Below are 20543 nucleotides of genomic sequence, written 5' to 3' on the forward strand. Positions count from 1 at the left end.
GATCATGAATCCGGTGGCACTGGTCCAGGCTTGGTGGGCCAAGCAGCACATCACTCTGGCCAAGGAGCCGCCCGGTTCCCGCCAGGGGCTGTGCTCGCCTCCGGAGCAAGGACGCGACTTGGATCCATTGTCCATGCTGGTGGTGGGCGACTCCATGGCAGTTGGCTGTGGAGTGCAGGACCAGAGCCAGGGCTTCGTCCCTGACATAGCCGCCTGTCTGGCCACCCGGCTGGGACGTCCGATATCCTGGTCGACTCTGGGTCGGCTGGGGGCCACCATCCGCAGGGTGCGCTACCGGTTCCTGCCTGCTCTGCAGGAACATCCTGATCTGCTGGTCCTGTGTGCAGGTTCCAACGACATCATGGCCAACCGCACCGGTGAGCAGTGGCGGGATGACTTGGCTGCCAGCATTGAGCTAGCCAAAAACAAGGGTCGCCAGGTGCTGGTCCTGAGCTCCGGTCAACTTTATCGGGATCCTGCCCTGGGCCGGGCGCTCAGGGCCGAGGTGGAGCGTCGGATAGCCCGGCAGACGCAGATCAGCCGTCAGGTCTGTCAAGAGGCCTCGGTACCCTTCGTGGATGCCACCCGCGACGACGTCGGCACCGACCGATCCGACTTCTGGGGCATTGATCACTTTCATCCAGGGGTGCAGGGGTACAGACGCATGGCTGCCTGCGTAGTCGGCCACATTCCCCAAGACTTAATTGATCAGTTGTCCGTGACTGCGCATTCCTGACCTGAACGCAGCGATTACGCTGAGGGGTTTCTGCTGGTTTAGCAGTCAGTAGTCAATCAACAGCGGCTGGTTCGAAATGAATAATCAGTCCGGCTTCATTCCCGGGGAATTCCATCTTGGTACGGTCTTGTCTACGGCGGTCCAGGGTCCTGCCGTGTCGGTATCTGCTGCAAGAATAGTGGGGTTTAGCGTACATTCATCTAAATATCCGATAGGGAGTAGCCTCTCATGTCGCAAGTCACCGATTTCAGGCAGGCGGGTTTCGACTCGCTTTTCGACGAACTCAAGTGGCGCGGTCTCATTGCCCAGTGCACGGACGAGTCCGAGCTCAGGAAGGTGCTGGCCGACCCCTCGGTGACCTATTATTGCGGGTTTGACCCCACTGCTCCCTCACTGCACGTGGGCAATCTGGTCCAGCTGCTCAACATGCGTCACCTGCAGGCGGCCGGTCTGCATCCCATAGCCGTTGTGGGCGGGGCCACCGGGCTTATTGGCGACCCTCGGCAGTCGGGTGAGCGCACTCTGAATCCCAAGCAGACCGTGGCCGAGTGGACCGAGCGTCTGCGTGGCCAGATCGGGCGTTTCCTGGATACCGAGGGAGACAATCCGGTCCGGTTCGTCAATAACTACGAGTGGACCGGGTCCATGAGCACCATCGACTTTCTGCGTGACGTGGGCAAGAACTTCCGCATGGGCACCATGCTGGCCAAGGACACAGTGGCCCGCCGTCTGGACTCTGACGAGGGCATCTCCTTTACCGAGTTCAGCTACCAGGTGCTTCAGGGCAACGACTTCCTGGAGCTCTTCGACCGCTACGGATGCAGTCTGCAGCTGGGCGGCAGCGACCAGTGGGGGAACCTGACCAGCGGTCTGGACCTGATTCGCAAGGTGCGCAATGCATCCGTCAATGTCATGACCAGCCCATTGATCACTGACTCCCAGGGCAAGAAGTTCGGCAAGTCCGAGGGCAACGCGGTCTGGCTGGATTCCACCATGTTCAGCCCCTACCGCTTCTACCAGTTCTGGTTCAACCAGCCTGACGACCAGGTGGTCAAGCTGCTGAAGACCTTCACCTTCCTGCCCAAGGCCGAGATCGAACGTCTGGAAGAGCGGACAGTTCAGGATCCGGGTGCTCGCGAGGCCCAGAAGGTCCTGGCCTGGCAGGTGACCGCCTATGTGCACGGCGAGCATGCCGCCCAAGGGGCCATTGATGCCTCGGGCGCCCTGTTCGGTCGTGGCAAGACCCTGGAGGAGCTGGACGAGGATGTGCTGGATTCCGCGCTGGACGGTCTCAAGGTCGATGATGGTCATGGCGGACGTGCCCTGCCCGAAGCCAGCGAGGGCCAGCGTCTGGTTGAGGCAGGGGTTGCGGCCGGGCTCTTCCGCTCGGTCTCCGAGGCGCGTAAGACCGTGGCCTCGGGCGGCTTCTACCTGAATAACCAGCGGGTCGAGGATCCGGATCAAGTTTTGGAGAACAAGGACTTTCTGCATGGGCGCTTCGCCCTGGTTCGCAGAGGAAAGAAGGCCCTGGGCGCGCTTGAGCTTCGGGCCGGCAAGTAGGAACGCAGGAATTAAGGACACTGATGGCAGAAGAACACAATCATTCCCGGGGCGATCGCGGACGGGGTCGGGGCGGTTCGCGCCCAGGCGGCTTCCGGTCGGGCGGCCGCCGCTCTTCGGGTTTCCACAAGGGCGGGTCGCACTCGGGCGGATACCGCTCCGGAGGCTATCGTTCGGGAGGTTACCGTTCCGGCAACTTCCACAGCCATGACAGCGAGGGTGGCGAAGAGCGTCGTTCCGAGAATAGGAATGGTCAGCGGTCCTTCCGTGGGCGCGGGCACGACCGGTTCGAGCGTGACCATCGTGAATACAGGCATGATCGTCAGGATGGTCACGGCGGCTTCCGCAGGGATTCCGACCAAGATCGCCATTTCGACAGGCGTGATGACCGCCACAGCCGTCGGCAGGATGGTAATCGTCCACGTCGTGATTTCCATACCAACGGGAATGGCGGATACGGGCATCATGGCCATGATAACGACCGTGGTCGGTCGGGGTATGGCGATCGCCGTTCCGGTCGCGGCTACCAGCGGCACGGTCGCGATCGTGATCGTGGCCGGGGCTTCCGCGGCGATGGCCATTGGGGTGATGACCGGAGGTTTGACCGTCGGCAGGATGAGCGGTCTGGCGGTGATCGCCCATGGAAGAACCGTTCCCGTGATGACCGCCCGCGTCAGGACCGTTCGCATGGGGACCGTCCCTACGGCAACCGCGCCTATGGTAACCGTTCCCGCGATGATCATCGTCAAGGCGGTTATCGGAGCGACCGTTCCCATGGCGACAGGTACCAGGGCCAGCATGGTCGTGATGATCGCCCTCGTGATGACCATCGCTATGACGACCGCCGCGGGGCCTATCAGCGTGACCGTCAGAATGGCTATGACCGCGGTCGCCGCAATTCTGACGGGACCATCTCCTATCCCTCGCAGAACCCCTACACGGATCGTCGGCCTGGCGAGCCCAAGATGCCCAAGGGCCTGGAATGGTCCATGCTCTCCAAGGATGATCGCCTGCGCCTGCGTGGGCTGAGCAAGGAACACGCGGAGAACATCGGTCTGCACATCCTGGCCGCCTACGCACTGGAGGAGACCGATCCCCAGGGGGCCCTGGCTCACGCCAAGTGGGCTGCTCGGCAGGCCTCGCGGATTGATCTTGCCCGGGAGACGCTGGCCTTGGTGGCCTACCGTCAGGGCGACTACAAACTGGCCCTCAAGGAGTTCCGCACTGCGCACCGTATGAACGGCTACCCGGATTACTTGCCCTTCATCGCCGACTGTGAACGTGGTCTGGGCAATCCCCGCAAGGCCATTGAGGAGGCTACCTCCGACGAGGGCAGCCAGCTGCAGGGCGAGTCCAAGGCGGAGATGTTCTTGGTCTATGCCGGAGCCCTGGGCGATTTGGGCCTGTGGGACAAGGCCATCGAGACGGTTCAGGCCCTGGTCAAGGCCCGTGGGCTCAGCGGCGACTATCGGATGCGTGCCGTCCAAGCCGAACAGAACTTTCTTGACCAGGCTGGTCGTGGCCAGGAGGCTTTGGAGCTGGAACCCTTGCTGGATCGGCTGGAAGCTGAGTATGCCGACGAGGATGAAGGCGAGGATGGGCAAAAGGATGGACAGTCCGAGGAAATCCTGATTGACTATGACCTGGAGCACCTGGATCCGGCCATGATGGAGGATCTCTCCATCGACCCGGACGGCGGTGAGGATGACTCGGATGAGGGTGAGACTGAATATGCTGAGTCTGATGCCACTGATGCATCCGATCAGGGTGCTGATGACAGCATGGCTAAGGAATCCCACGAATCAGTAGCTTTGAACGATTCAGCTGACTCAGCTGGCATAAGTGACGCAGATGGCTCAACCGACTCGACTGATTCAGCCGATATATCCGACACTGCTAGTTCATCTGAAATGCAGGAATCCGGAATGCAGGAATCGTCGGATGCTGTGGAGCAATCCAGGGGGGAGTCTTCTCGCCTTGATGCAGAAACTTCGGATGATGGTTCTCAAATCGACCAGAACAGTAGCGAAGCTGACATGGCTGTTGCCGATGAATCGACTGCCGACGACGGTGAGACGGCTGTCCCGAGTGCAGGATCCGAGACAGACGCTATCAATGATCAAAATGAACAGGCCAAGGATGAGCAGGTCAATGAGTCCGGTATGTCTGAAGAAGACAGGGCTGAATCGTGACCATCTTCCTCAAAGGAACTGATGACGCTCCGGCAAAGACCTACCGCCTGGCTCTGCTGGACCTGGACGGGGTGGTCTACCGGGGCGCTGACCCTGTCGAACATGCGCCCGAGGGCATCGATCGCGCTCAATTGCTGGGCATGCGCATGGCTTACACCACCAACAACGCATCCCGGTTCCCTCATGTGGTGGCCGATCAGCTGCGCGGGTTCGGTCTGACCTTGGATGATGGACAGGTGATTACTTCCGCCGTAGTCGCCGCACGAATGCTGCGCCGACACCTGCAGAAGGGCGCCAAGGTGCTGGTCATCGGATCCGATCATCTACGCGATCAGATCCACATCAACGGGATGGTGCCCGTCGACAAGGCCACAGACCAGCCAGAGGCCGTCATCCAGGCTTGGTATCCCGAACTGAGCTGGCAGGACCTGGCCCAGGCCGCTTTTGCCATCGAAAACGGTGCACGGTACTTCACTACTAACAAGGATCAGACTCTGCCCCGCGAAGGAGGCATGGCGCCTGGCAATGGAGCCATGCTTCAACCCGTGATCCTGGCTACTGGCAAGCAGCCGGAGGACTCAGCCGGCAAGCCGGAATCGGCCATGTACGACGAGGCACGGCAGCTGTTGGCCGACAGCCAGGAAAAAATTTTGGGCGTTGATCAATGCCTGCCTGTGGGCGATCGTTTGGATACCGACATTGAGGCAGCCAACCGGGGCGGATATGACTCTATGGTTGTCTTGACGGGCGTGGCCCGGACACCCGCCATTCTGACTGCACCGGCCCAGTGGCGGCCGACCTATCTGGCTGAAGACCTGCGCAGCCTGGCCGCGCCGCAACCGCAGCCTGAAAAGGAGGCTGACCAGACCTGGCACTGCGGCGACCAAACCGCAAAGGTGGATGATGACGGGCATGTCACTCTGCGAGCTCTTGAGGACGGGAGCGACCCCCTGTCTGACTTGGATGCCGTGCGATCCTGCGCCTGCGCACTCTGGGAGTATCAGGATCGTGGCGGAGACATGGATTCGCTGGATCTGCCTGCCTTCGTCATAGGGGCATAGCAGCTATGTCAGAAGAGGCCGGGTCCGGACAGCGCGGAGCGAGTGGATCATCCCAAGGATCCAATCGCTGCGTGCTACCTGAGCAGTCCAGCCAGACCGGGCAGCCTGTAGAGTCTGAGCATTCTGGACGGTCCTCACAGACAGAAGACGAGAATCCGACTGCGTCAGCACCCGGAGAGCCGCTGGATAAGCAAGCCATGGCCCCTCTCTTGGAGCGTTTCCCCTATTTGGCGAAATTGGACGATCTGGACGATGCCCAGCAGGTCGAGATGCTCGGCAAGGTGCTGGCCGGGCTTCAGCAGGACCTGAATCAGGAGGGCAAATGAACGATGAGGACGCGGTCGTCAGCCCTGGGGCCGGTCGCCGTAGAACCGTTGTTCGCACCCGCGACCGGCTTGACCGCGTCCTACCTGCACAGGGACTCACGGATTCGCGTGCCAGGGCCCAGGCGCTCATTCGCCAGGGCCGGGTTACAGTCAACGATCATCTGGCATCAAGGCCTTCTCAAGGCGTCCAGCCAGGTGATGTGATTCTTCTGGACCCGGGCGATGACTATGCTTCCCGTGGTGCGCTGAAGCTGGAGGGTGCCCTGACGACTTTTGCGGCGCAGGGGATGCCCGGTCCGCGAGACAGGCTCTGTCTCGATATCGGCGCTTCTACAGGCGGTTTCACTGACGTTCTGCTCAGACATGGTGCGAGACGTGTTATCGCCCTTGATGTGGGCCACGGACAGTTGCTGGAACGGATTGCCGCTGATCCTAGGGTGATTGACATGAGCGGTGTCAACATACGCGAAGTCCGTCCGGGGGACCTGCCGTATCGCCCTGAATATGTTGTTTCCGATGTGTCATTTATTTCGCTGACCTACGTCGTTCCTGTCCTGCCTGGGTTGCTGGCGCCTGCTGCCAACTGCTTGTTGCTGGTCAAGCCCCAGTTCGAGGTCGGACGTAGTCTGCTGGGTCATCATGGCATTGTGACGGACGAGGACCGCAGACAAGAGGCGTTGGATCGCGTCTTGGCCTGTGCACGTGAGCAAGGATTCGTTGTCCGCGCTACCATGCCATCTCCCATAACCGGAGCTCATGGCAACGTGGAATATCTGCTCTGGCTCTCTTGGTCACGGTCGGTCTAAAGCCTGTGGCTTCCCGCTTCCCGTGCGACACACCAGACTGGACAGAATCCACAATTGCGGTAATATAAATGAGTTGTCAAAACGAGTTCCTCGTCAAGATGACATGCGCCAGTAGCCCAACGGATTAGAGCAGCTGACTACGGATCAGCAGGTTGCAGGTTCGAATCCTGTCTGGCGCACAAGAAGGCAATGGTTCCAAGGCTTTACGGCCTCGGGACCATTCTTGTTTTCGGAATCGGACACATTTCGGGTGCATCATATGTGCACGGTCTCCTTCTCAATCTCAATTCGGCTGTACCGTGTTGTGGCTGATAAGGCTGTCATATCCTCGGGCCGGTATTTGACTAGGCGCCCTATATGCACATACGGAAGCCTAGTTTTCTGCGTCCTCCATGCGTTTCAGGGTGCTGACCGGATCGCGCCAGGATTTCGGCCGCCTCGGCCGGTGCCAGCAGCATGGATACAGGACAAGTGGTTGAAGTCCGCCCAGATCACGACGGCGGGCGGGCATTGCGGGAAAGTGAAGCGATCATTGGCGATGTATGCCGGCGAGCTGGGGAAGGCGTAGGTGCCCGATGACTTCAGGTCGAAGGACTCCAGCAAAGGAGCGCGCTGGGAGGTGCGCTGGAAGATTGACGGCACGGGCCGGTGTAGGCTCTTCCGCTACCGGGCCGACGCCGAGGCGTTCATGGCCGAGATTGAGGATGGGATACGCTCGAACCGGTACACGGACCCCAGGGACTCCTGCAGGCCGTTGAGCGGGGTGGCTGACCTGTGGCAGCAGGGGCTGACGGGTACGGTCAAGGGCTCGGCCGAAGGACGGTACCGGCTTGAGCTGCGCTACTGGGTCCTGCCCAAACGGAGGGAGGACGCGCTGAAGGACATCACCACCGTGAGGATCCGGCACTGGTATGTCGAACTGGCGGAGGGGACGGCGCCCTATGCCGGCAAATGGGACTCCGGCTTCCTACTGTCAGCGTCCTCGATCCGCTCTGCGGGCAGGAATGTTCTGGGCTCCTGGATGCGGCGGTGGAGAACCGATGGCTGGAGATTAACCCCATGGCCGTGGACAAGGCCAAAGTGCTGTACAACCGAGTCGTCCAACGGCGGATATACTTGGCCCCGCAGGAGATCAAAACCATCGCGGAGCAGATGGACGTGGCCAACACCATAGTCGTTTACCTGCTCGCGGACACGGGCTGCCCATCGGCGAGGCCCTGGCCCTGCGGTGCGGGGACGTGGATCTGAGCCGGAACCGGATTAGTGTCCTGTGCGCTCAGTTGGTCGATGTCAACTATCTTACGGTGAGACCCTGTCGAAGGGCAACGGAACCATGTTCGTGCCGATACCCAGTCAGTTGCTGCCCAGGGTCAAAACACTGCTTAAGGAGATAGCCCGAAGGAGTTTCTACTGCGCGGACCATGGGGATGAAGGCAGAACACCGCGAACTGGAGGAACCGGGTGTGGACCCCGGCCTTGCAGGATGAGGGCATCGGGATATCGAGGGCGGTCATCCGCTCTCTGCGTCACACTTACGCCTCCCTGGCCATCAAGGCCGGTGCGGACGTGAAGACCCTGTAGGCCGTTTTGGGCCACGCCTTGATCGCAGAGACTCTGGACACCCATACTGACCTATGACCTATGACCTATGACCTATGGCCTAACCGCACCGGCGAAGTGGCGGAAGTGATCAGTCAGAATATCCGAATCTGACAAGTTCTGTATGATTTTCGAGGTGAGAATATTCCGATAGGTAGTTTGTATATATGTAGGGTGTCAAGACTCAGATGGCGTTTATTTGGCTCATAGAAGCTGAATTTGTTGTTTATGATGCGGGTTTGGCTTTGTGACAGTAGTTGTATCTATGAGTTATTAACGGACGGATCGGTAATTATGGCTTGCCTGCTCTGTTTGATCGGGTTACGTGGACCAGATTGAACAGGGTCCAGTGGAACGTAGCTCACGGTACAAGGGCCTTTCACAAACATCGACTGTAGCTAAAACATATGGCCCGAACCCGATGTGCTAGCAGAGGTTCCGCCGGAGAGCAAGCGGGTTACATGGCCCTCTTTTTCCATAACGAGCAGCCGGCGTGTTCGTCACTGACGGGCTGCGCGGTGTGCATAAGGCCTGCGGGCAGGTGCAGCAGGATTATGAATCGTGTGCTGTGCTCCGCCGTGGTGTCGATGACGCTCCTGTTGTTTGAGCCCATAATCGGGCCGCCTTTCCAGTGGTCGGGTACAACCCGCAAGAACAGACCTTTTGCCAGGCCAGCCTGAGCCAGGCGCTCGGCCTGGCTCAGATACCCGCCATCCACATGCGTGGGTATATCTCTATGGGCCCTACGGTACCAAACCACATTCGGTTTCTCGCGCCTGTGGATCCCGGGGCGTATGTTGCGCCAGGGCTCGCCCGTGTGTTTTTTACCCAGTCAGACAAGTGTTGCCACAATCCCTAGAACCTGCTAAATGCAGCCGATGGACGGGGGCTCCAGTGTGACTCTTCGTCGGTTAGTGAGCAGACATAAAAGCTTATATTCTTCTGTCTTATAGTCTGGTCCGAGGGCAATACGGCAAAGCCGACTTCTCTTCATCGAAGGGCCTTTCTTTTTGCTTGCCCTGAGAAGTAGATCAGCGTTGAGAGTGAAAGTATGAGAAGAATGAAGAAAAGCAAGATACAAATCCACAAAAGACTCGACTGTGATTGATTGAACTGGGTGTAAAGGTCAGCATGCTCGTCGCTATAGATTCCGGCTTTCATTTGCATATAGACTGTGAGAGCTAGGCCAAGCAGGCTTAGAGCATTCATGCTAATCGCAAGCACTTTCATAGGTATCTCCCTCCATGGGCATAAGCTAAAGCCAGCTAGTAAAACGTGGCAAAGGCCAGATAATAGGTACGGTAGAGGGACATCAAATAACCCTCCAGCGCAAACGCCGGCAAAATGCTACGGATTACACATTTTTGTTAAATAAGTATTAAAACCAGGATTAGGCCTATTGGGTTCGAGATTGAAAGCTGATTTCCAAAAAGCACAATGGAAATGGCATTCATACTGGTTGAACATACCATTCACATTTCTGTCCCTCCAGTGGCTATTGGCATGGTGCTGCGCATAAATGGCATTCCAGGCTTGCCGATTGACGATTTCTTCCGCAACGCCGTTTAAACCGCCTGCAACTCGGAACCATCCATTAGGAACTGAGGATAAAGACCACATCGGAGACCGGTATATCCAGTTATTTGAACTAAAGAAAGTTACTATAGAAGCGTATGTTGAAACAATTGGAAATTGAATGTCAGCTGTCCTGTCAATTACTTGAACCAGATTACGCCCTTCAATTTTGTAATGAGAACTTAGTGACTTCCCATTTGTATCCTTGACAGATGGAAAAGGCATAAATAGTGATGGTTCATTTTCGGCGGTGTCTTTGAATAGGGCTACACTACCGTCAGTTCTTCCCTTAGCATCCCTAGCATATGCTAAATGTGTTGAACCTTGTGTAGCGTAATTTACTGAAAGTATGTGAGAATCAACATCTTTTTTTTTATATAAGCAATTTGTTGTATTCCGCCATCTATAGCCTGCGATCCAATAGACATATTCATGCCTTGATTAACGACGGTGCTGTTTTCAACATACTGCTTCATATCTATACTACTTGTTGAGGTCTTGATGAAAGCTGCGCTAGATTCATTTTGTTTAGATATGACAACAGGCTTTTGTGGATCCTTGGGTATAGAAACAGCAACCAGTCCGGCTTCAGCCTCATACGTTCCACTAGTGGATCTCAGTGGTTCTACAGGCAATTCCGATTTAGTTGTCAAACTACTTATCGCTTTTTCGTCGTAGCTTTGATTTGGAGGTGGTTCGGTTGCGTTTGCTGTAAAAGGACTTAAAGCTACAAAAATAACTGCTGTACCGAATACAATTACATTACATTTCACGTGTCTCACGATGCTCCAATCTTTTTAAATACTTACCACTTGAACAAGCAATGCAAGAGGGCTGTAGGAATAACGAAACATAGTCTTATTGTGTTAGTTCATTGTACTTGATTCCTCTGTTTTACAAAAGGTAGCCTTATCTAATGTAAGCTTCTCCTATATGTAAGATGTTTGCAAAATGATTAAGGACTTCGCTGTCGCGGGTTCAGTTGAGACGGAAGGCGTCTCTGATGGGGACATTGGTGCTGACAATAGTGCGATGGTCAATCTTCTTATGCGCTTCTACGGATTTGATTTTAGATTTAGGTCCATCGCGCTGACTGCCAGGGATTTGCTCCCACCGCCGCATCCCGTCCTGATTCTAGACCAGGCTACTTCTTCCATCGATACCCGCACTGGGGAGCTGATTCCGAATGTCATGGATGCTTGAGCGAGGACTTGCACCTTCGTCGTGATTGTTCACCGGCTCTTTACGATTCGCGATACCGACCTTAGTATGTTCATGGAACACGGTCAGATTATCGAGCGCGGTGCCCACGACGAACCGCACAAGCGGGCCGGTTTTTACGCTGACTTCTACAATAGCCAGTCCACTTCCGCTGAGCTCTTGGCCTTAGGAGTCCCGTGAGACAATGCATCCAGAGAGGGTCGAAGCCAACTAAGCTTCGGTCCTCTCTGCGTATATATTCCCAACATCGCCACCTTGCGCATAGTGATTGTTGGAAGTTCGGGTTCTATTGGTGGTTGCAACGTTTGTGTGGTTGCCTGGGTTCATGTTGGTTGGTGGTGAGCAGTTCGAGGGTTGTCTCGCTGGGTCTGTCGCCCAAGCTCCTCGTCCATGGTGTCCAGGTCGGCCTTGCGTAGCCGGACAGGCTGCTTCGTTTTGGGGGAGGGGGTACTGGCTTGGTAGCCCGTTGGTGTTCTCATTGGTGCTGTACTGCCAGGGGCTGTGGGAGTCGCAGAAGCCGACCCACATGTCCGGCCTGCCCATGGCGATCTTCCCATTCGGGGCCATCTCGGCCCCTTGGCCCCAGACCAGGGTGTTGAGCAGGAGTTTGGGCAGGGTCCGCACCTTGGCGACGGTGGATTCCTGTATCTGGTTCGCGTCATGGCCATTGGGCAGGTGCAGCAGGATCGTGAACCGTGTGCTTCACTCTGCTAGCGTGCCGATGGCGCTCCTGTTTGAGCCCATAATCAGGCTGTCTTTCCAGTGGCCGTGTATAGTCCCCAGGCCAGGCCACTGCCGGGCCAGGCCAACCAAAGCCAGACGCTCGGATTGGCTCGGATATGCCTGCTGTTCACGTGCGTGAACATCTCTATGGCCCTATGTACCAGTCCACATTCGGCCCCTCGTTGCTCCGTTTGGTGCTGGGCGTGCGTATGCCGAACTTCACGGCTGGTTTTCCATGTGAGACTGAGGGAAGGTGGAGAGATTCTTGAAGAAGGTTGTAAGTTTTTGCGTTCTTGGATCCCTGCCATATGGTGTTGTCGCTCATTTTCGCTGCTATGGAGAGGACTGCCGTCATCTTGTTGCCCCAGGTGGTTACGCGATGCCGCCACTGAAGAAGCAGAAACATGATAGGCCTTCGGAGCTTTCAAGAGTGAAACGCCCCGACTCTTGGCGCATCCCGTTCATTCTGCTGTAGATAACGCAGACCGTCAGATTGCAACCGGCATCCTTGGGAGCTATCGGTTCGCCTGCCAAGCGCAGCTCGGTTAGTAAAGCAGCTGTTCCTTGCGATGAGAGGCTTGTGGTTTCCAACGCATGACTTTGGATGTCTGATCAATTCCATTGATCAAGGTTATTGGCCACGACCCTATCTGGTTTGCAACATCAACAGGCTGCATAGGGTGCAATTTTTGCGCTGTTCCTCTCGCAGTAGTCCAGGGAAAAGAGAAGTGTTGATGCATATCTGCCAGGGTGATGCTCGTTGCAGGCCGCCAGCGTCCCTTGGCGATGGCGGTGGCAAGTATCTCAGCAATACGAGGTGCCTTGGGCGTGGCGGATTGCTCGATGCCTCAGTGACAGGGAGCTCCGCTGCAAGAACTCGGTGAAAAAAATAGCGTCCTGCTGCTCCCAGTTCTTGTCGATGGTGTTTCAAGACTGCCAGTGGCGCTCATGCTTGGCAGGTAATCAATATCATATGGCCGAAGAGAATTCCCTCTAAAAGTCTAAATGGATGTAGTTACCGTGCTTCATGATGAGGGTCCCACGGCCGCCCAGTGCTGCATAATGCCATGGGCGGCCGCGGCTCAGATCTGAAGCCTAGTGTTCGTGTCATTGTGCTGTGTAGCCGCCATCAACGACGAATTCGGATCCGGTAGAGAAGGAGGACTCATCACTGGCCAGATAGAGGGCCATGTTGGCGATTTCCCTGGCTGAACCCAAGCGACCCATGGGGTGCAGCTTTTCGAGGTCGTCGCGCATCTGCGGATAGGCGTCAACCATGGGGGTGTGGGCGTAGCCGGGATGAATCGAGTTTATTCGGATTGGGTATCCCTGCTGAGCGCAATAGAGAGCAGCCGACTTGGTCAGCAGCCGCACTGCTCCTTTGGCGGCGTTGTAAGCGTACAGATTGGCTATGCCGATCAAGCCCGCAATGGAACACATATTAATAATGGAGCCGCCGTGCTCCTTCATGCACGCTATGGCATATTTGACGCCTAGCATGACCCCGTCCAAATCCACCGATAGAATTTTATGCCACTCGTCCATTTCAATGTGCTCTGCATCATCAAAGAAGAGAATGCCTGCATTGTTGACCAGAATATCGGCTTCGCCAAACTGGTTGCGTGCAGTGCTGAATACAGGACCCCAGCTATTCTCCTTGGCAACGTCTTGAGCGACAAAAGCTGCGTTGTCCCTGCCTATGGTGTCTATGGCCAGCTGACCACCTTGCTCATCCAGATCGGTGATGACCACCTTGGCTCCCTCTTGCACGAAAAGCTGTGCAGTGGACAGGCCAAAACCCTTGGCTCCTCCGGTAATGATGGCCACCTTGCCGTCCAGTCGTGCCATTGTCAACTCCCTTGTTCATGTGTGTGCGCTTTGCACACCCTATTCATGCTAGCCTGGCCGATGGCTGGACGGCGGGGACGCTATCATGAGAGCCGGAAGAGGATTGAACGGGTCCATGGTATTGGGGCCCGATGAAGGAATGCGTATATGGCGGATATGGTTGACAATCACAATGACGATGAGGGCCCGGACCTGGGCAGGACTTACCACAGCGGTCCGGTAATCATGCGCGGGCCCATGATTCCTGAGGCGGACGCCAACGCTGGTTTGCTCTCATCGGGCGGTGATACGGACTGGTTGCATATGGATCCCTGGCGGGTGCTGCGCATCCAGGCTGAGTTCATCGATGGGTTCGGCGCGCTGGCTGAGCTGGGGCCGGCGGCTGCGATCTTTGGATCAGCCCGGACCGGCAGGGATGATCCCGCTTATGCTGCTGCACGAAAGATGGGCGGCGACCTGGCCAAGGCCGGTATGGCGGTCATTACCGGGGGAGGGCCTGGCATCATGGAAGCGGCCAACAAGGGCGCGGCGGAGGTTGGCGGCAAGTCCGTCGGCCTGGGCATCGAATTGCCTATGGAGCAGGGGCTGAACCGCTGGGTGAATCTGGGCATCACCTTCCGCTACTTCTTCGTACGCAAGATGATGTTCATGAAATACTCCTCGGGCATCATCGTCTGTCCTGGCGGGTTCGGCACCCTGGACGAAATGTTCGAGGTGCTGACCCTGGTCCAAACCCATAAGGCGCCCAGTATGCCCATCGTCCTCTTCGACAGGGCCTATTGGCGGGGACTCTTCGACTGGATCTCGGACACTCTGAAGCAGAGGGGGATGATTTCTGAGCTGGACCCTGATCTGGTCATCCGCACTGATGATCCTGATGAGGCTGTCCAGGCCATCCTTCGTCACCGTGTCTGAATAAGCAGTCGGGTAGTAGTCAGCGGGCGCGGGTGGCCATGATCATGCCCGTGCCGATGGGCAGCAGGCAGGATTCCCAAGCATTGTCTTTGCTCATGGCCTCCATGATGGTCCGTAAGGCGGTCGTTTTGGCGGACCTGTTGGCCGGGTTGAGCACACCGCCCTTGTCGGGGTCCTCCAGCAGGTCGAAGGCATCAGTGAAAATCAGCTGTCCCCGTTCCTTGAGCAGGCGCGGAGCCTGGTCCATGACCTGCTGATAATTGTCCCCATTGCCTGAGACGACGATAAGGTCGTAGTCGCTGGGGTTGAGCCTGGGGAAGTAGGTCCTGGCAGCCGCGTTGACCGCCCGCAGCCTCATGCCTGGGTGGGCTTTCTCCATGCCCGAGAATATTTTTTTGACCAGGGAAGTGCCCTGGGCCGTGGAGTCGACGGCGGTGAACTGGCCATGCCCGTGCAGGCCCGTCATCAGGCGCAGGGCTTCAACCACGGAGCCGTTGCCCACCAGGATGATGGATGCCGGAGCGTTTCGGCCGGCCAAGAACTGCAGAAAGGCGCCTTGAGACCGGGAACACTGGGCGAATCCGGCCTCCGAAGCCTTGTCTCGCAAGGTCTGCAACTTGTCGGATTCGACGTTCAGAGCGCTTGCCTCGGCGAATTCCCATCCTCTGGCGATGTTGTTGTACGAGGTTTTGTCCATGCTAACCATGGTAACGACTAGAGGGCACAAGCCTGTCGCCAGCTCTTGCCGCCTTCTGTGGGCATGAGGCTGGCTACTCCTTGACAGCTTCGACCAGCTTCCACATCTCTTCGCCCACGTCGATGCCTCTGGGGCAAGGTCGGGTGCAGGCTCGTATGGACTGGCATGCCTGGATCCCGTCCACTTGGTCAATGGCCTCAAGACGTTCCTGCCGATGACCGTCGCGGGAATCGTTGATGAATCGAGCCGCTGCGATCATGGCCGCCGGGCCGGCGAAGGCCTCACCGCCCGCATAAATAGGGCAGGCGCCCTGGCAGAGTCCGCAGGCGATGCAGGTGCTGAGCAGCTCATACCGGGCCAGCTCTTCCGGAGTTTGCTTGTATTCAGACGCTGGTTCTGCGTTGGCTGCTTTTGCCTTGGCTAACGGGTCTAGCTGAGAATCATGGGTTTGTCGTTGATCAGATTCTTGATGATTCTGGCCGCTATCGGCAGAGGGATCATCATGGAGCAGATAAGGCTTGAAACGTCGAATCTGTTCAAACATGGCATCGGTGTCCACTATCAGGTCTCTGAGTGGGGTAAAGCCGGGAAGCGGACGAATCTCTACAACTGAGGTTTCTGCATAGTCTGGAGTTTTTGTAAGGCCTGTAGCCTCTATAGGGACTGAGGGGTCTGTAGGGCCTGAGGCTTCCGAATGATTTGTAGCGCTGGGTTCTGTGTCCGAATTCGAATGCGCAGCCGACGAGGATACGCCAGTTACGGCGGCTGCCGTACCAGTGCGACGGAAGACTGGAGGCTGTTGGATCTGTGGATTTCCAGCAGCCACGCCGGGTGAGGCGTATGCGTTCAGCATGGTCTTGGATGCAGACAGGCAGTCGGCGATGGTGGCTGCGCAGAGCAGGTCCGGACGTCCGTTGATGAGCACGGCATCCGACCCGCACATGCCATGCCCACAGGAGTACCGGAAGTTCAGCGTAGGATCCGCCTCTCGTTTGATCTGCAGAAGGGCATCCAGAACGGTACGCTGTGGGGCAATGCGAATTGTGTACTCCTGCGTCCAACGGCGACCTCGAGCCCGTCGACTGCCCGCTGCGGCGAAAGGATTGCTTTTGGCAAAGGGATTGATTCGCGCCGGACGCTCTGATTGAGGTCGTGGGGTAAACCGGGCTATTCGGAAAGTTACCGGACGGGGATCGCTGTCCAATGCGGATGCCTTGGATCCGTCTGATTCCGTGGACTGTGATGTCACAGTTGCTCCTGTCCTTGCTTGGGATACGGCCCGATGCCCACTGATATGCGCGAATTCCATCCTAATCGCTGACTGACCTGGATAGGTGTCGGCCCGATGTCTGTCTGAACAGATTGGGCCCAGAGTCCATAATCAGGGTCCATCAGTAGCTGCGGCCCCTGGGAGGCATGTCGACGATATGAACAGGCTGCCAGGAGACATCTTCCTTGGCATCGATCATAGTGTGAGCCAGATAGTGTTCGTCGTTGCGCTGCGGATAATCGCTCCGGTACAGCGCGCCACGGGATTCCTGACGCTGCAGACTGGCGTTCAGGACGGCCCGAGCCAAGGTCAGCAGGTTGCCCACCTCCATGATGGCAGTCACCTCCTGGTTGAGCACTGCTGTGCCACTGTGCGCATGCAGCTGTTTGGCATCGGCATTCAGTTGATCCAGGCCGCGCAAACCTTTTTCAATGCTGCTCCGATCGCATCGGACGGCAACGGCCTCCTCCATCAGCCGTCCCAGTCGGCCCATCAGTGCGTAAGGGTTGTCCAGGCCGGCCTTGTCACCGGGGTCGGATTCCTTGCCTTGGTTGTCGGTCAATGCTGGTTCCGAGGGCTCGGCTGCGCCAGCCAGCAACTTGTCAATGAAGGCCTGACGCCTTTGCAGGGCTTGTACGAGCGAAGATGTGTCGGTCATATCGCTTGACTCGTTGGCATTAGACATGGCGGCAGCGATGGTCTGTCCTGTTCTGGTACCGAAGAGGCAGGCATCCAGCAGGGAGTTGCCTCCCAGTCGGTTGGCCCCGTGAACGCTGACACAGGAGCACTCCCCGGCGGCGAACAGCCCGCCGATGATTCGACGGTGTCCATCTTGCCAGCGATAGACGCGGCCACGATCCGTGATGGGAATGCCGCCCATGGTGTAGTGGGCTGTGGGTCTGACTGGAACCAAGTCCACAGTGGGATCCAGATGGGCGTATCGATGAATGGTCTCGGTTACCTGGGGGAGCAGGGCGGTCATGCGCTGGCTGTCAATGCTGGTCATATCCAGCCAAACACAATCATGAGGCCCGTCCGGGTCCGATGGATCAGCCACTCCCCGCCCTGCATCGATCTCGGCCATGATGGAACGGCTGACCACATCTCTGGCGGCCAGGTCGCCGTGTCCCGGCGCGTAGTGCTGCATGAAGGCCCGTCCCTGGCTGTTCCTGAGCACGCCGCCTTCTGCGCGGGAAGCCTCCGACAGCAGGATGCCAGTGTGTCCCAGGCCGGTGGGATGGAATTGGATGAACTCCACATCCTCCAGTTGCAGACCGGCCTGAAGAGCCAGCGCCATGCCATCGCCGGTCAGATCCCAGGAGTTGGAGGTCGTATGGAAGAGTCGGCCGGCCCCGCCCGTGCACAGGACGATATTATCGGCTTGGATGGCCTGCAGCTTGCCGGCGTGGGTGTCAAGGACAATCAGTCCTTGGGCATGGCCGCCGGGTTCCTCATCAGTGGACGGATCAACAACCAGATCGGTCACGTACCATTCCTCGGCGAACTCGACTCCCTGACGCAGGCACTGCTGCCAGAGGGCGTGCAGGATCTGGTGGCCGATGCGGTCGGCTGCATAGGCTGCTCTCCTGACTGGATGGCCGCCATAATCAGCGGTATGGCCGCCGAACTTCCTCTGGGCGATGTGCCCGTCTTCAGTCCTCGAGAAGGCCACACCGTCATGCTCCAGCTCGATGACGATACCCGGGGCCTGCTCGGCCAGAATCCGCACAGTATCCTGGTCAGCCAGCCAGTCGCTGCCCTTGATGGTGTCATAGTAGTGCCAATGCCAGTCGTCTTTTTCTTGGTTGCCGAGACTGGCAGCGATGCCGCCCTCTGCTGAGCCAGTGTGAGAGCGCAGGGGCTGCAGCTTGGAGACGACCAGGATCTTTGGAGACGAGTCGTTCCTGTTTCCGTCGTTCTCAAGAGCTCTGTACAGTCCCAGAGCCGTTGACAACCCGGCTGCTCCGGCTCCGACGATGACGGCATCATAGCGGTTTCTTACCTTCTGTGGATTCATACCATTGATACTGTCACGACCCGTTGATAGTGGCGTCCCTTCCAGTCCATGTCTGCTTGCGCGGGCAGAATAGATCTTATGACCGAGCTTCCTTTCTCTCAGCAGGTTTATCAGGTCGTTAGGCGGATCCCCTACGGCAAGGTGGCCACCTATGGCCAGGTCGCCTCCCTGACTGGCCATCCGCGCAATGCCAGGTTCGTGGGTTATGCACTTCATGACAATCCCGAACCTGGTGTGATTCCCTGTCATCGCGTGGTCTTCCGCGATGGTTCTCTGGCCCCGGGATTCGCCTTTGGCGGTCCGGAACGTCAGCGTCAGCTGCTAGAGGATGAGGGTGTTCATTTTGTTCCTCCCAGTAGCGATGAATCGGCTGGTGCAGACGGCTGGGTGGTTGATCTGGATCGCTGTCGCTGGAAGGTCTGATTCTTCGGGTCTTCTGCTACGACGCATCCGCCCTGCAGATTGATCAGACCACGAATCTCCAGGGACCCCAGCAGTTGCATCAGATGCCTGACTGAGAGCTCATGTCTTTGATTGGCCAGCTCAGCGAGAAGCTGTCCAGTCATTGGCGGGCCTTTCCGACGCTGACAGGTTCGGATAGTTTTCAGCACGGTTGCCTCTTCCTTGGTTAGACAATTGTCGTCGGTTTTTTCACTTTCACGGTCCCTACCTGGATCTGATGGCGGGGTTGAAGGCTCTTTGCGCTGAGAGCGGGCCGAAAGCCCACCTCTGTCTATCCGGGGTTGTCTGAGTGTGATCGGGAACGGTTGACTGCCGTGGATGGTTTGGATCGGATGATCGGAGTCAAGCCGCAGTATGTGCTGTGTGGGCTGTCTACCTGCTTGGTGCTCATGATTTTCGATGGTTCTGACCGAAACGCCAGTTCCTTGTTGGACAGACTTGTCAGGGAGGATAGGCGCATGGGCGGGATGGCAGATGTCTTGGATGTCGGATGCCGACAGGAGCAGCTCCGCCTTGCCCTCATGGATGAGCCGATTGCAGCCAGTGTTTTCCGGCTGGTCGATTCTGCCGGGTGCAGCCAGTACGCGACGGCCTAATTCCACGCCCCAGTTGGCTGTGTTCAGAGCCCCGGATCGGTGACGGGCCTGTGCTACCACAATGTCGGAGGCCAGCGCGGCGATGATCCGGTTGCGCAGCAGGAACCGACGCGCTTCGGGAATGGTGCCAGGCGGCAGCTCGCTGATCAACGCGCCGCCATCTGCCTCAATGTTCTGGAACAGACGGCTGTTGCGTTTGGGTCCCATATGCAGCAAGCCTCCGGCAAAAACGGCTACTGTGCGTCCGCCGGCAGCAGCCAGGGCTCCCCAGTGGGCGGCGGCATCCGTGCCCATGGCTCCGCCTGAGATAACCAAGTGGCCTTCGCTGGCAGCCTTTCTGGCGATTTGATGGGCGATGGACCGGCCATACTCGTCGCAGGCTCTGGACCCGACCACGGCCAAGGGAAGGTCACAGCAGATCAATGCTTCAGGATTGCCTCGTCCCCACAGGCAGAGGGGAGGGGCCCAATCGGAGCGGCGTGCCAGGTCATCCACCTGGCCAGGCCAGCAGGGGTCGCCTGGGGTCATCACCCAGAATTGACCTCCACCAGTCATCATGGTCCGCACCTGGTCGGTGTCCATGGCCAGCAAGGGGGTCAGGCGTCTTCGCCAGGAGTTGCTGATCTTGTGGAACCGGGTGAGGTCCTCAGGGCTCGTTTGTCGTCCCCATCGAGCCGTCCCCTTCAGAAACCGTTCGTCCAGACTGACGCGAGCAGCATCATGAGAGTCGTCGCAGTCCGACTGGTTCGGCGCTCCCAACTCGATCAGGTTTCGGCACAGGTCGGCCGCCTGGTCCGAGCCCAACAGACAGGCGATCATGAAGGCATCGGGGCCATCTGTTGCCAGGGTCAGCGCAGCTCTGGCAAGCCAGTCGCTTTTGACCATGGTCATCGGTTGCGGTTGGCCGTCAGGCATGTTCTTCATCAAGGGTTGGGGCAT

General features: G+C 57.7%; 18 protein-coding genes, 1 tRNA gene and 1 pseudogene. 11 read left to right on the top strand and 9 right to left on the bottom strand.

The genetic code is table 11. The features are described 5' to 3' along the window. Window positions 1-4: 4 nt before the first annotated feature. From J3T95_RS01095 to J3T95_RS01130, 8 genes are all read left to right on the top strand, one after another. Complete coding sequence (locus tag J3T95_RS01095; RefSeq protein WP_267450103.1) at window positions 5-736, top strand: SGNH/GDSL hydrolase family protein; 732 nt, start codon at window positions 5-7, stop codon at window positions 734-736. Window positions 737-964: 228 nt separating this feature from the next. Then, window positions 965-2296 (top strand): tyrosine--tRNA ligase, encoded by a 1332-nt coding sequence (gene tyrS, locus J3T95_RS01100; RefSeq protein ID WP_267450104.1) that lies wholly within the window; start codon window positions 965-967, stop codon window positions 2294-2296. 23 nt (window positions 2297-2319) lie between these two features. Continuing rightward, on the top strand, window positions 2320-4488 hold the full coding sequence (locus tag J3T95_RS01105) for a helicase (protein WP_267450105.1): 2169 nt from the start codon (window positions 2320-2322) through the stop codon (window positions 4486-4488). Further along, complete coding sequence (locus J3T95_RS01110; RefSeq protein WP_267450106.1) at window positions 4485-5549, top strand: HAD-IIA family hydrolase; 1065 nt, start codon at window positions 4485-4487, stop codon at window positions 5547-5549. Before J3T95_RS01105 ends, J3T95_RS01110 begins: the two co-directional genes overlap by 4 nt. A gap of 5 nt (window positions 5550-5554) precedes the next feature. Further along, a complete protein-coding gene (locus tag J3T95_RS01115; protein ID WP_267450107.1) occupies window positions 5555-5875 on the top strand; it encodes a hypothetical protein in 321 nt (106 codons plus the stop codon). Beyond that, window positions 5872-6681, top strand: coding sequence for a TlyA family RNA methyltransferase (locus J3T95_RS01120; RefSeq protein ID WP_267450108.1), 810 nt, complete (start codon window positions 5872-5874; stop codon window positions 6679-6681). The genes J3T95_RS01115 and J3T95_RS01120 overlap by 4 nt, the downstream gene beginning before the upstream one ends. A 105-nt stretch (window positions 6682-6786) precedes the next feature. Beyond that, a tRNA-Arg gene (locus J3T95_RS01125) sits at window positions 6787-6860 on the top strand. 772 nt (window positions 6861-7632) lie between these two features. Then, complete coding sequence (locus J3T95_RS01130; RefSeq protein WP_267450109.1) at window positions 7633-7929, top strand: hypothetical protein; 297 nt, start codon at window positions 7633-7635, stop codon at window positions 7927-7929. 856 nt (window positions 7930-8785) lie between these two features. Here J3T95_RS01130 and J3T95_RS09275 read toward each other — a convergent pair. From J3T95_RS09275 to J3T95_RS01145, 4 genes and pseudogenes are all read right to left on the bottom strand, one after another. Further along, window positions 8786-8929 (bottom strand): annotated as a pseudogene (locus J3T95_RS09275) (IS30 family transposase); the annotation flags it as partial. A 341-nt stretch (window positions 8930-9270) separates the two neighbouring features. Next, window positions 9271-9510, bottom strand: a complete 240-nt coding sequence (locus tag J3T95_RS01140; protein WP_267450110.1) for a hypothetical protein — start codon at window positions 9508-9510, stop codon at window positions 9271-9273. A 117-nt stretch (window positions 9511-9627) separates the two neighbouring features. After that, a complete protein-coding gene (locus J3T95_RS09170; protein WP_416378723.1) occupies window positions 9628-10080 on the bottom strand; it encodes a DUF2599 domain-containing protein in 453 nt (150 codons plus the stop codon). Between the two features lie 113 nt (window positions 10081-10193). Further along, on the bottom strand, window positions 10194-10637 hold the full coding sequence (locus J3T95_RS01145; protein ID WP_267450111.1) for a hypothetical protein: 444 nt from the start codon (window positions 10635-10637) through the stop codon (window positions 10194-10196). A 169-nt stretch (window positions 10638-10806) separates the two neighbouring features. Here J3T95_RS01145 and J3T95_RS01150 point away from each other — a divergent pair, with 169 nt between their 5' ends. Next, window positions 10807-11058, top strand: coding sequence for a hypothetical protein (locus J3T95_RS01150; RefSeq protein WP_267450112.1), 252 nt, complete (start codon window positions 10807-10809; stop codon window positions 11056-11058). Window positions 11059-12906: 1848 nt separating this feature from the next. Here the strand turns inward: J3T95_RS01150 and J3T95_RS01155 are convergent. Beyond that, window positions 12907-13647, bottom strand: a complete 741-nt coding sequence (locus J3T95_RS01155) for a glucose 1-dehydrogenase (protein WP_267450113.1) — start codon at window positions 13645-13647, stop codon at window positions 12907-12909. 147 nt (window positions 13648-13794) lie between these two features. On the opposite strand from J3T95_RS01155, the gene J3T95_RS01160 reads away from it, so the two are divergent. Beyond that, on the top strand, window positions 13795-14562 hold the full coding sequence (locus J3T95_RS01160; protein WP_267450114.1) for a TIGR00730 family Rossman fold protein: 768 nt from the start codon (window positions 13795-13797) through the stop codon (window positions 14560-14562). Window positions 14563-14581: 19 nt separating this feature from the next. On the opposite strand, the gene J3T95_RS01165 is transcribed toward J3T95_RS01160, so the two are convergent. From J3T95_RS01165 to J3T95_RS01175, 3 genes are all read right to left on the bottom strand, one after another. Beyond that, window positions 14582-15259, bottom strand: coding sequence for an O-methyltransferase (locus J3T95_RS01165; protein WP_267450115.1), 678 nt, complete (start codon window positions 15257-15259; stop codon window positions 14582-14584). 73 nt (window positions 15260-15332) lie between these two features. Beyond that, window positions 15333-16568 carry a succinate dehydrogenase/fumarate reductase iron-sulfur subunit gene (locus J3T95_RS01170; RefSeq protein ID WP_416378724.1) on the bottom strand — a complete coding sequence of 412 codons (1236 nt, stop codon included), beginning with the start codon at window positions 16566-16568 and terminating at the stop codon, window positions 15333-15335. Between the two features lie 82 nt (window positions 16569-16650). Continuing rightward, a complete protein-coding gene (locus J3T95_RS01175) occupies window positions 16651-18546 on the bottom strand; it encodes an FAD-dependent oxidoreductase (RefSeq protein WP_267450116.1) in 1896 nt (631 codons plus the stop codon). Between the two features lie 78 nt (window positions 18547-18624). Between J3T95_RS01175 and J3T95_RS01180 the strand changes: the two genes are divergently transcribed. Further along, window positions 18625-18969, top strand: a complete 345-nt coding sequence (locus J3T95_RS01180; RefSeq protein WP_267450117.1) for an MGMT family protein — start codon at window positions 18625-18627, stop codon at window positions 18967-18969. Here J3T95_RS01180 and J3T95_RS01185 read toward each other — a convergent pair. After that, window positions 18885-20543, bottom strand: a complete 1659-nt coding sequence (locus J3T95_RS01185) for a DNA-processing protein DprA (protein ID WP_267450118.1) — start codon at window positions 20541-20543, stop codon at window positions 18885-18887. The two genes, J3T95_RS01180 and J3T95_RS01185, sit on opposite strands and share 85 nt — an antisense overlap.

The organism is Bifidobacterium sp. B4079 (assembly GCF_026537385.1).
Lineage (GTDB): Bacteria > Actinomycetota > Actinomycetes > Actinomycetales > Bifidobacteriaceae > Bombiscardovia > Bombiscardovia asteroides_I.

What these genes read in the sequence shown, in the direction of transcription:
- J3T95_RS01175 (WP_267450116.1), bottom strand. Translation starts at nt 18,546, where the DNA reads ATGAATCCACAGAAGGTAAGAAACCGCTATGATGCCGTCATCGTCGGA.
- tyrS (WP_267450104.1), top strand. Translation starts at nt 965, where the DNA reads ATGTCGCAAGTCACCGATTTCAGGCAGGCGGGTTTCGACTCGCTTTTC.
- J3T95_RS01155 (WP_267450113.1), bottom strand. Translation starts at nt 13,647, where the DNA reads ATGGCACGACTGGACGGCAAGGTGGCCATCATTACCGGAGGAGCCAAG.
- J3T95_RS01105 (WP_267450105.1), top strand. Translation starts at nt 2,320, where the DNA reads ATGGCAGAAGAACACAATCATTCCCGGGGCGATCGCGGACGGGGTCGG.
- J3T95_RS01150 (WP_267450112.1), top strand. Translation starts at nt 10,807, where the DNA reads ATGATTAAGGACTTCGCTGTCGCGGGTTCAGTTGAGACGGAAGGCGTC.
- J3T95_RS01170 (WP_416378724.1), bottom strand. Translation starts at nt 16,568, where the DNA reads ATGGAATTCGCGCATATCAGTGGGCATCGGGCCGTATCCCAAGCAAGG.
- J3T95_RS01120 (WP_267450108.1), top strand. Translation starts at nt 5,872, where the DNA reads ATGAACGATGAGGACGCGGTCGTCAGCCCTGGGGCCGGTCGCCGTAGA.
- J3T95_RS01115 (WP_267450107.1), top strand. Translation starts at nt 5,555, where the DNA reads ATGTCAGAAGAGGCCGGGTCCGGACAGCGCGGAGCGAGTGGATCATCC.
- J3T95_RS01165 (WP_267450115.1), bottom strand. Translation starts at nt 15,259, where the DNA reads ATGGACAAAACCTCGTACAACAACATCGCCAGAGGATGGGAATTCGCC.
- J3T95_RS01095 (WP_267450103.1), top strand. Translation starts at nt 5, where the DNA reads ATGAATCCGGTGGCACTGGTCCAGGCTTGGTGGGCCAAGCAGCACATC.
- J3T95_RS09170 (WP_416378723.1), bottom strand. Translation starts at nt 10,080, where the DNA reads ATGCCTTTTCCATCTGTCAAGGATACAAATGGGAAGTCACTAAGTTCT.
- J3T95_RS01160 (WP_267450114.1), top strand. Translation starts at nt 13,795, where the DNA reads ATGGCGGATATGGTTGACAATCACAATGACGATGAGGGCCCGGACCTG.
- J3T95_RS01185 (WP_267450118.1), bottom strand. Translation starts at nt 20,543, where the DNA reads ATGCCCCAACCCTTGATGAAGAACATGCCTGACGGCCAACCGCAACCG.
- J3T95_RS01140 (WP_267450110.1), bottom strand. Translation starts at nt 9,510, where the DNA reads ATGAAAGTGCTTGCGATTAGCATGAATGCTCTAAGCCTGCTTGGCCTA.
- J3T95_RS01130 (WP_267450109.1), top strand. Translation starts at nt 7,633, where the DNA reads ATGGGACTCCGGCTTCCTACTGTCAGCGTCCTCGATCCGCTCTGCGGG.
- J3T95_RS01180 (WP_267450117.1), top strand. Translation starts at nt 18,625, where the DNA reads ATGACCGAGCTTCCTTTCTCTCAGCAGGTTTATCAGGTCGTTAGGCGG.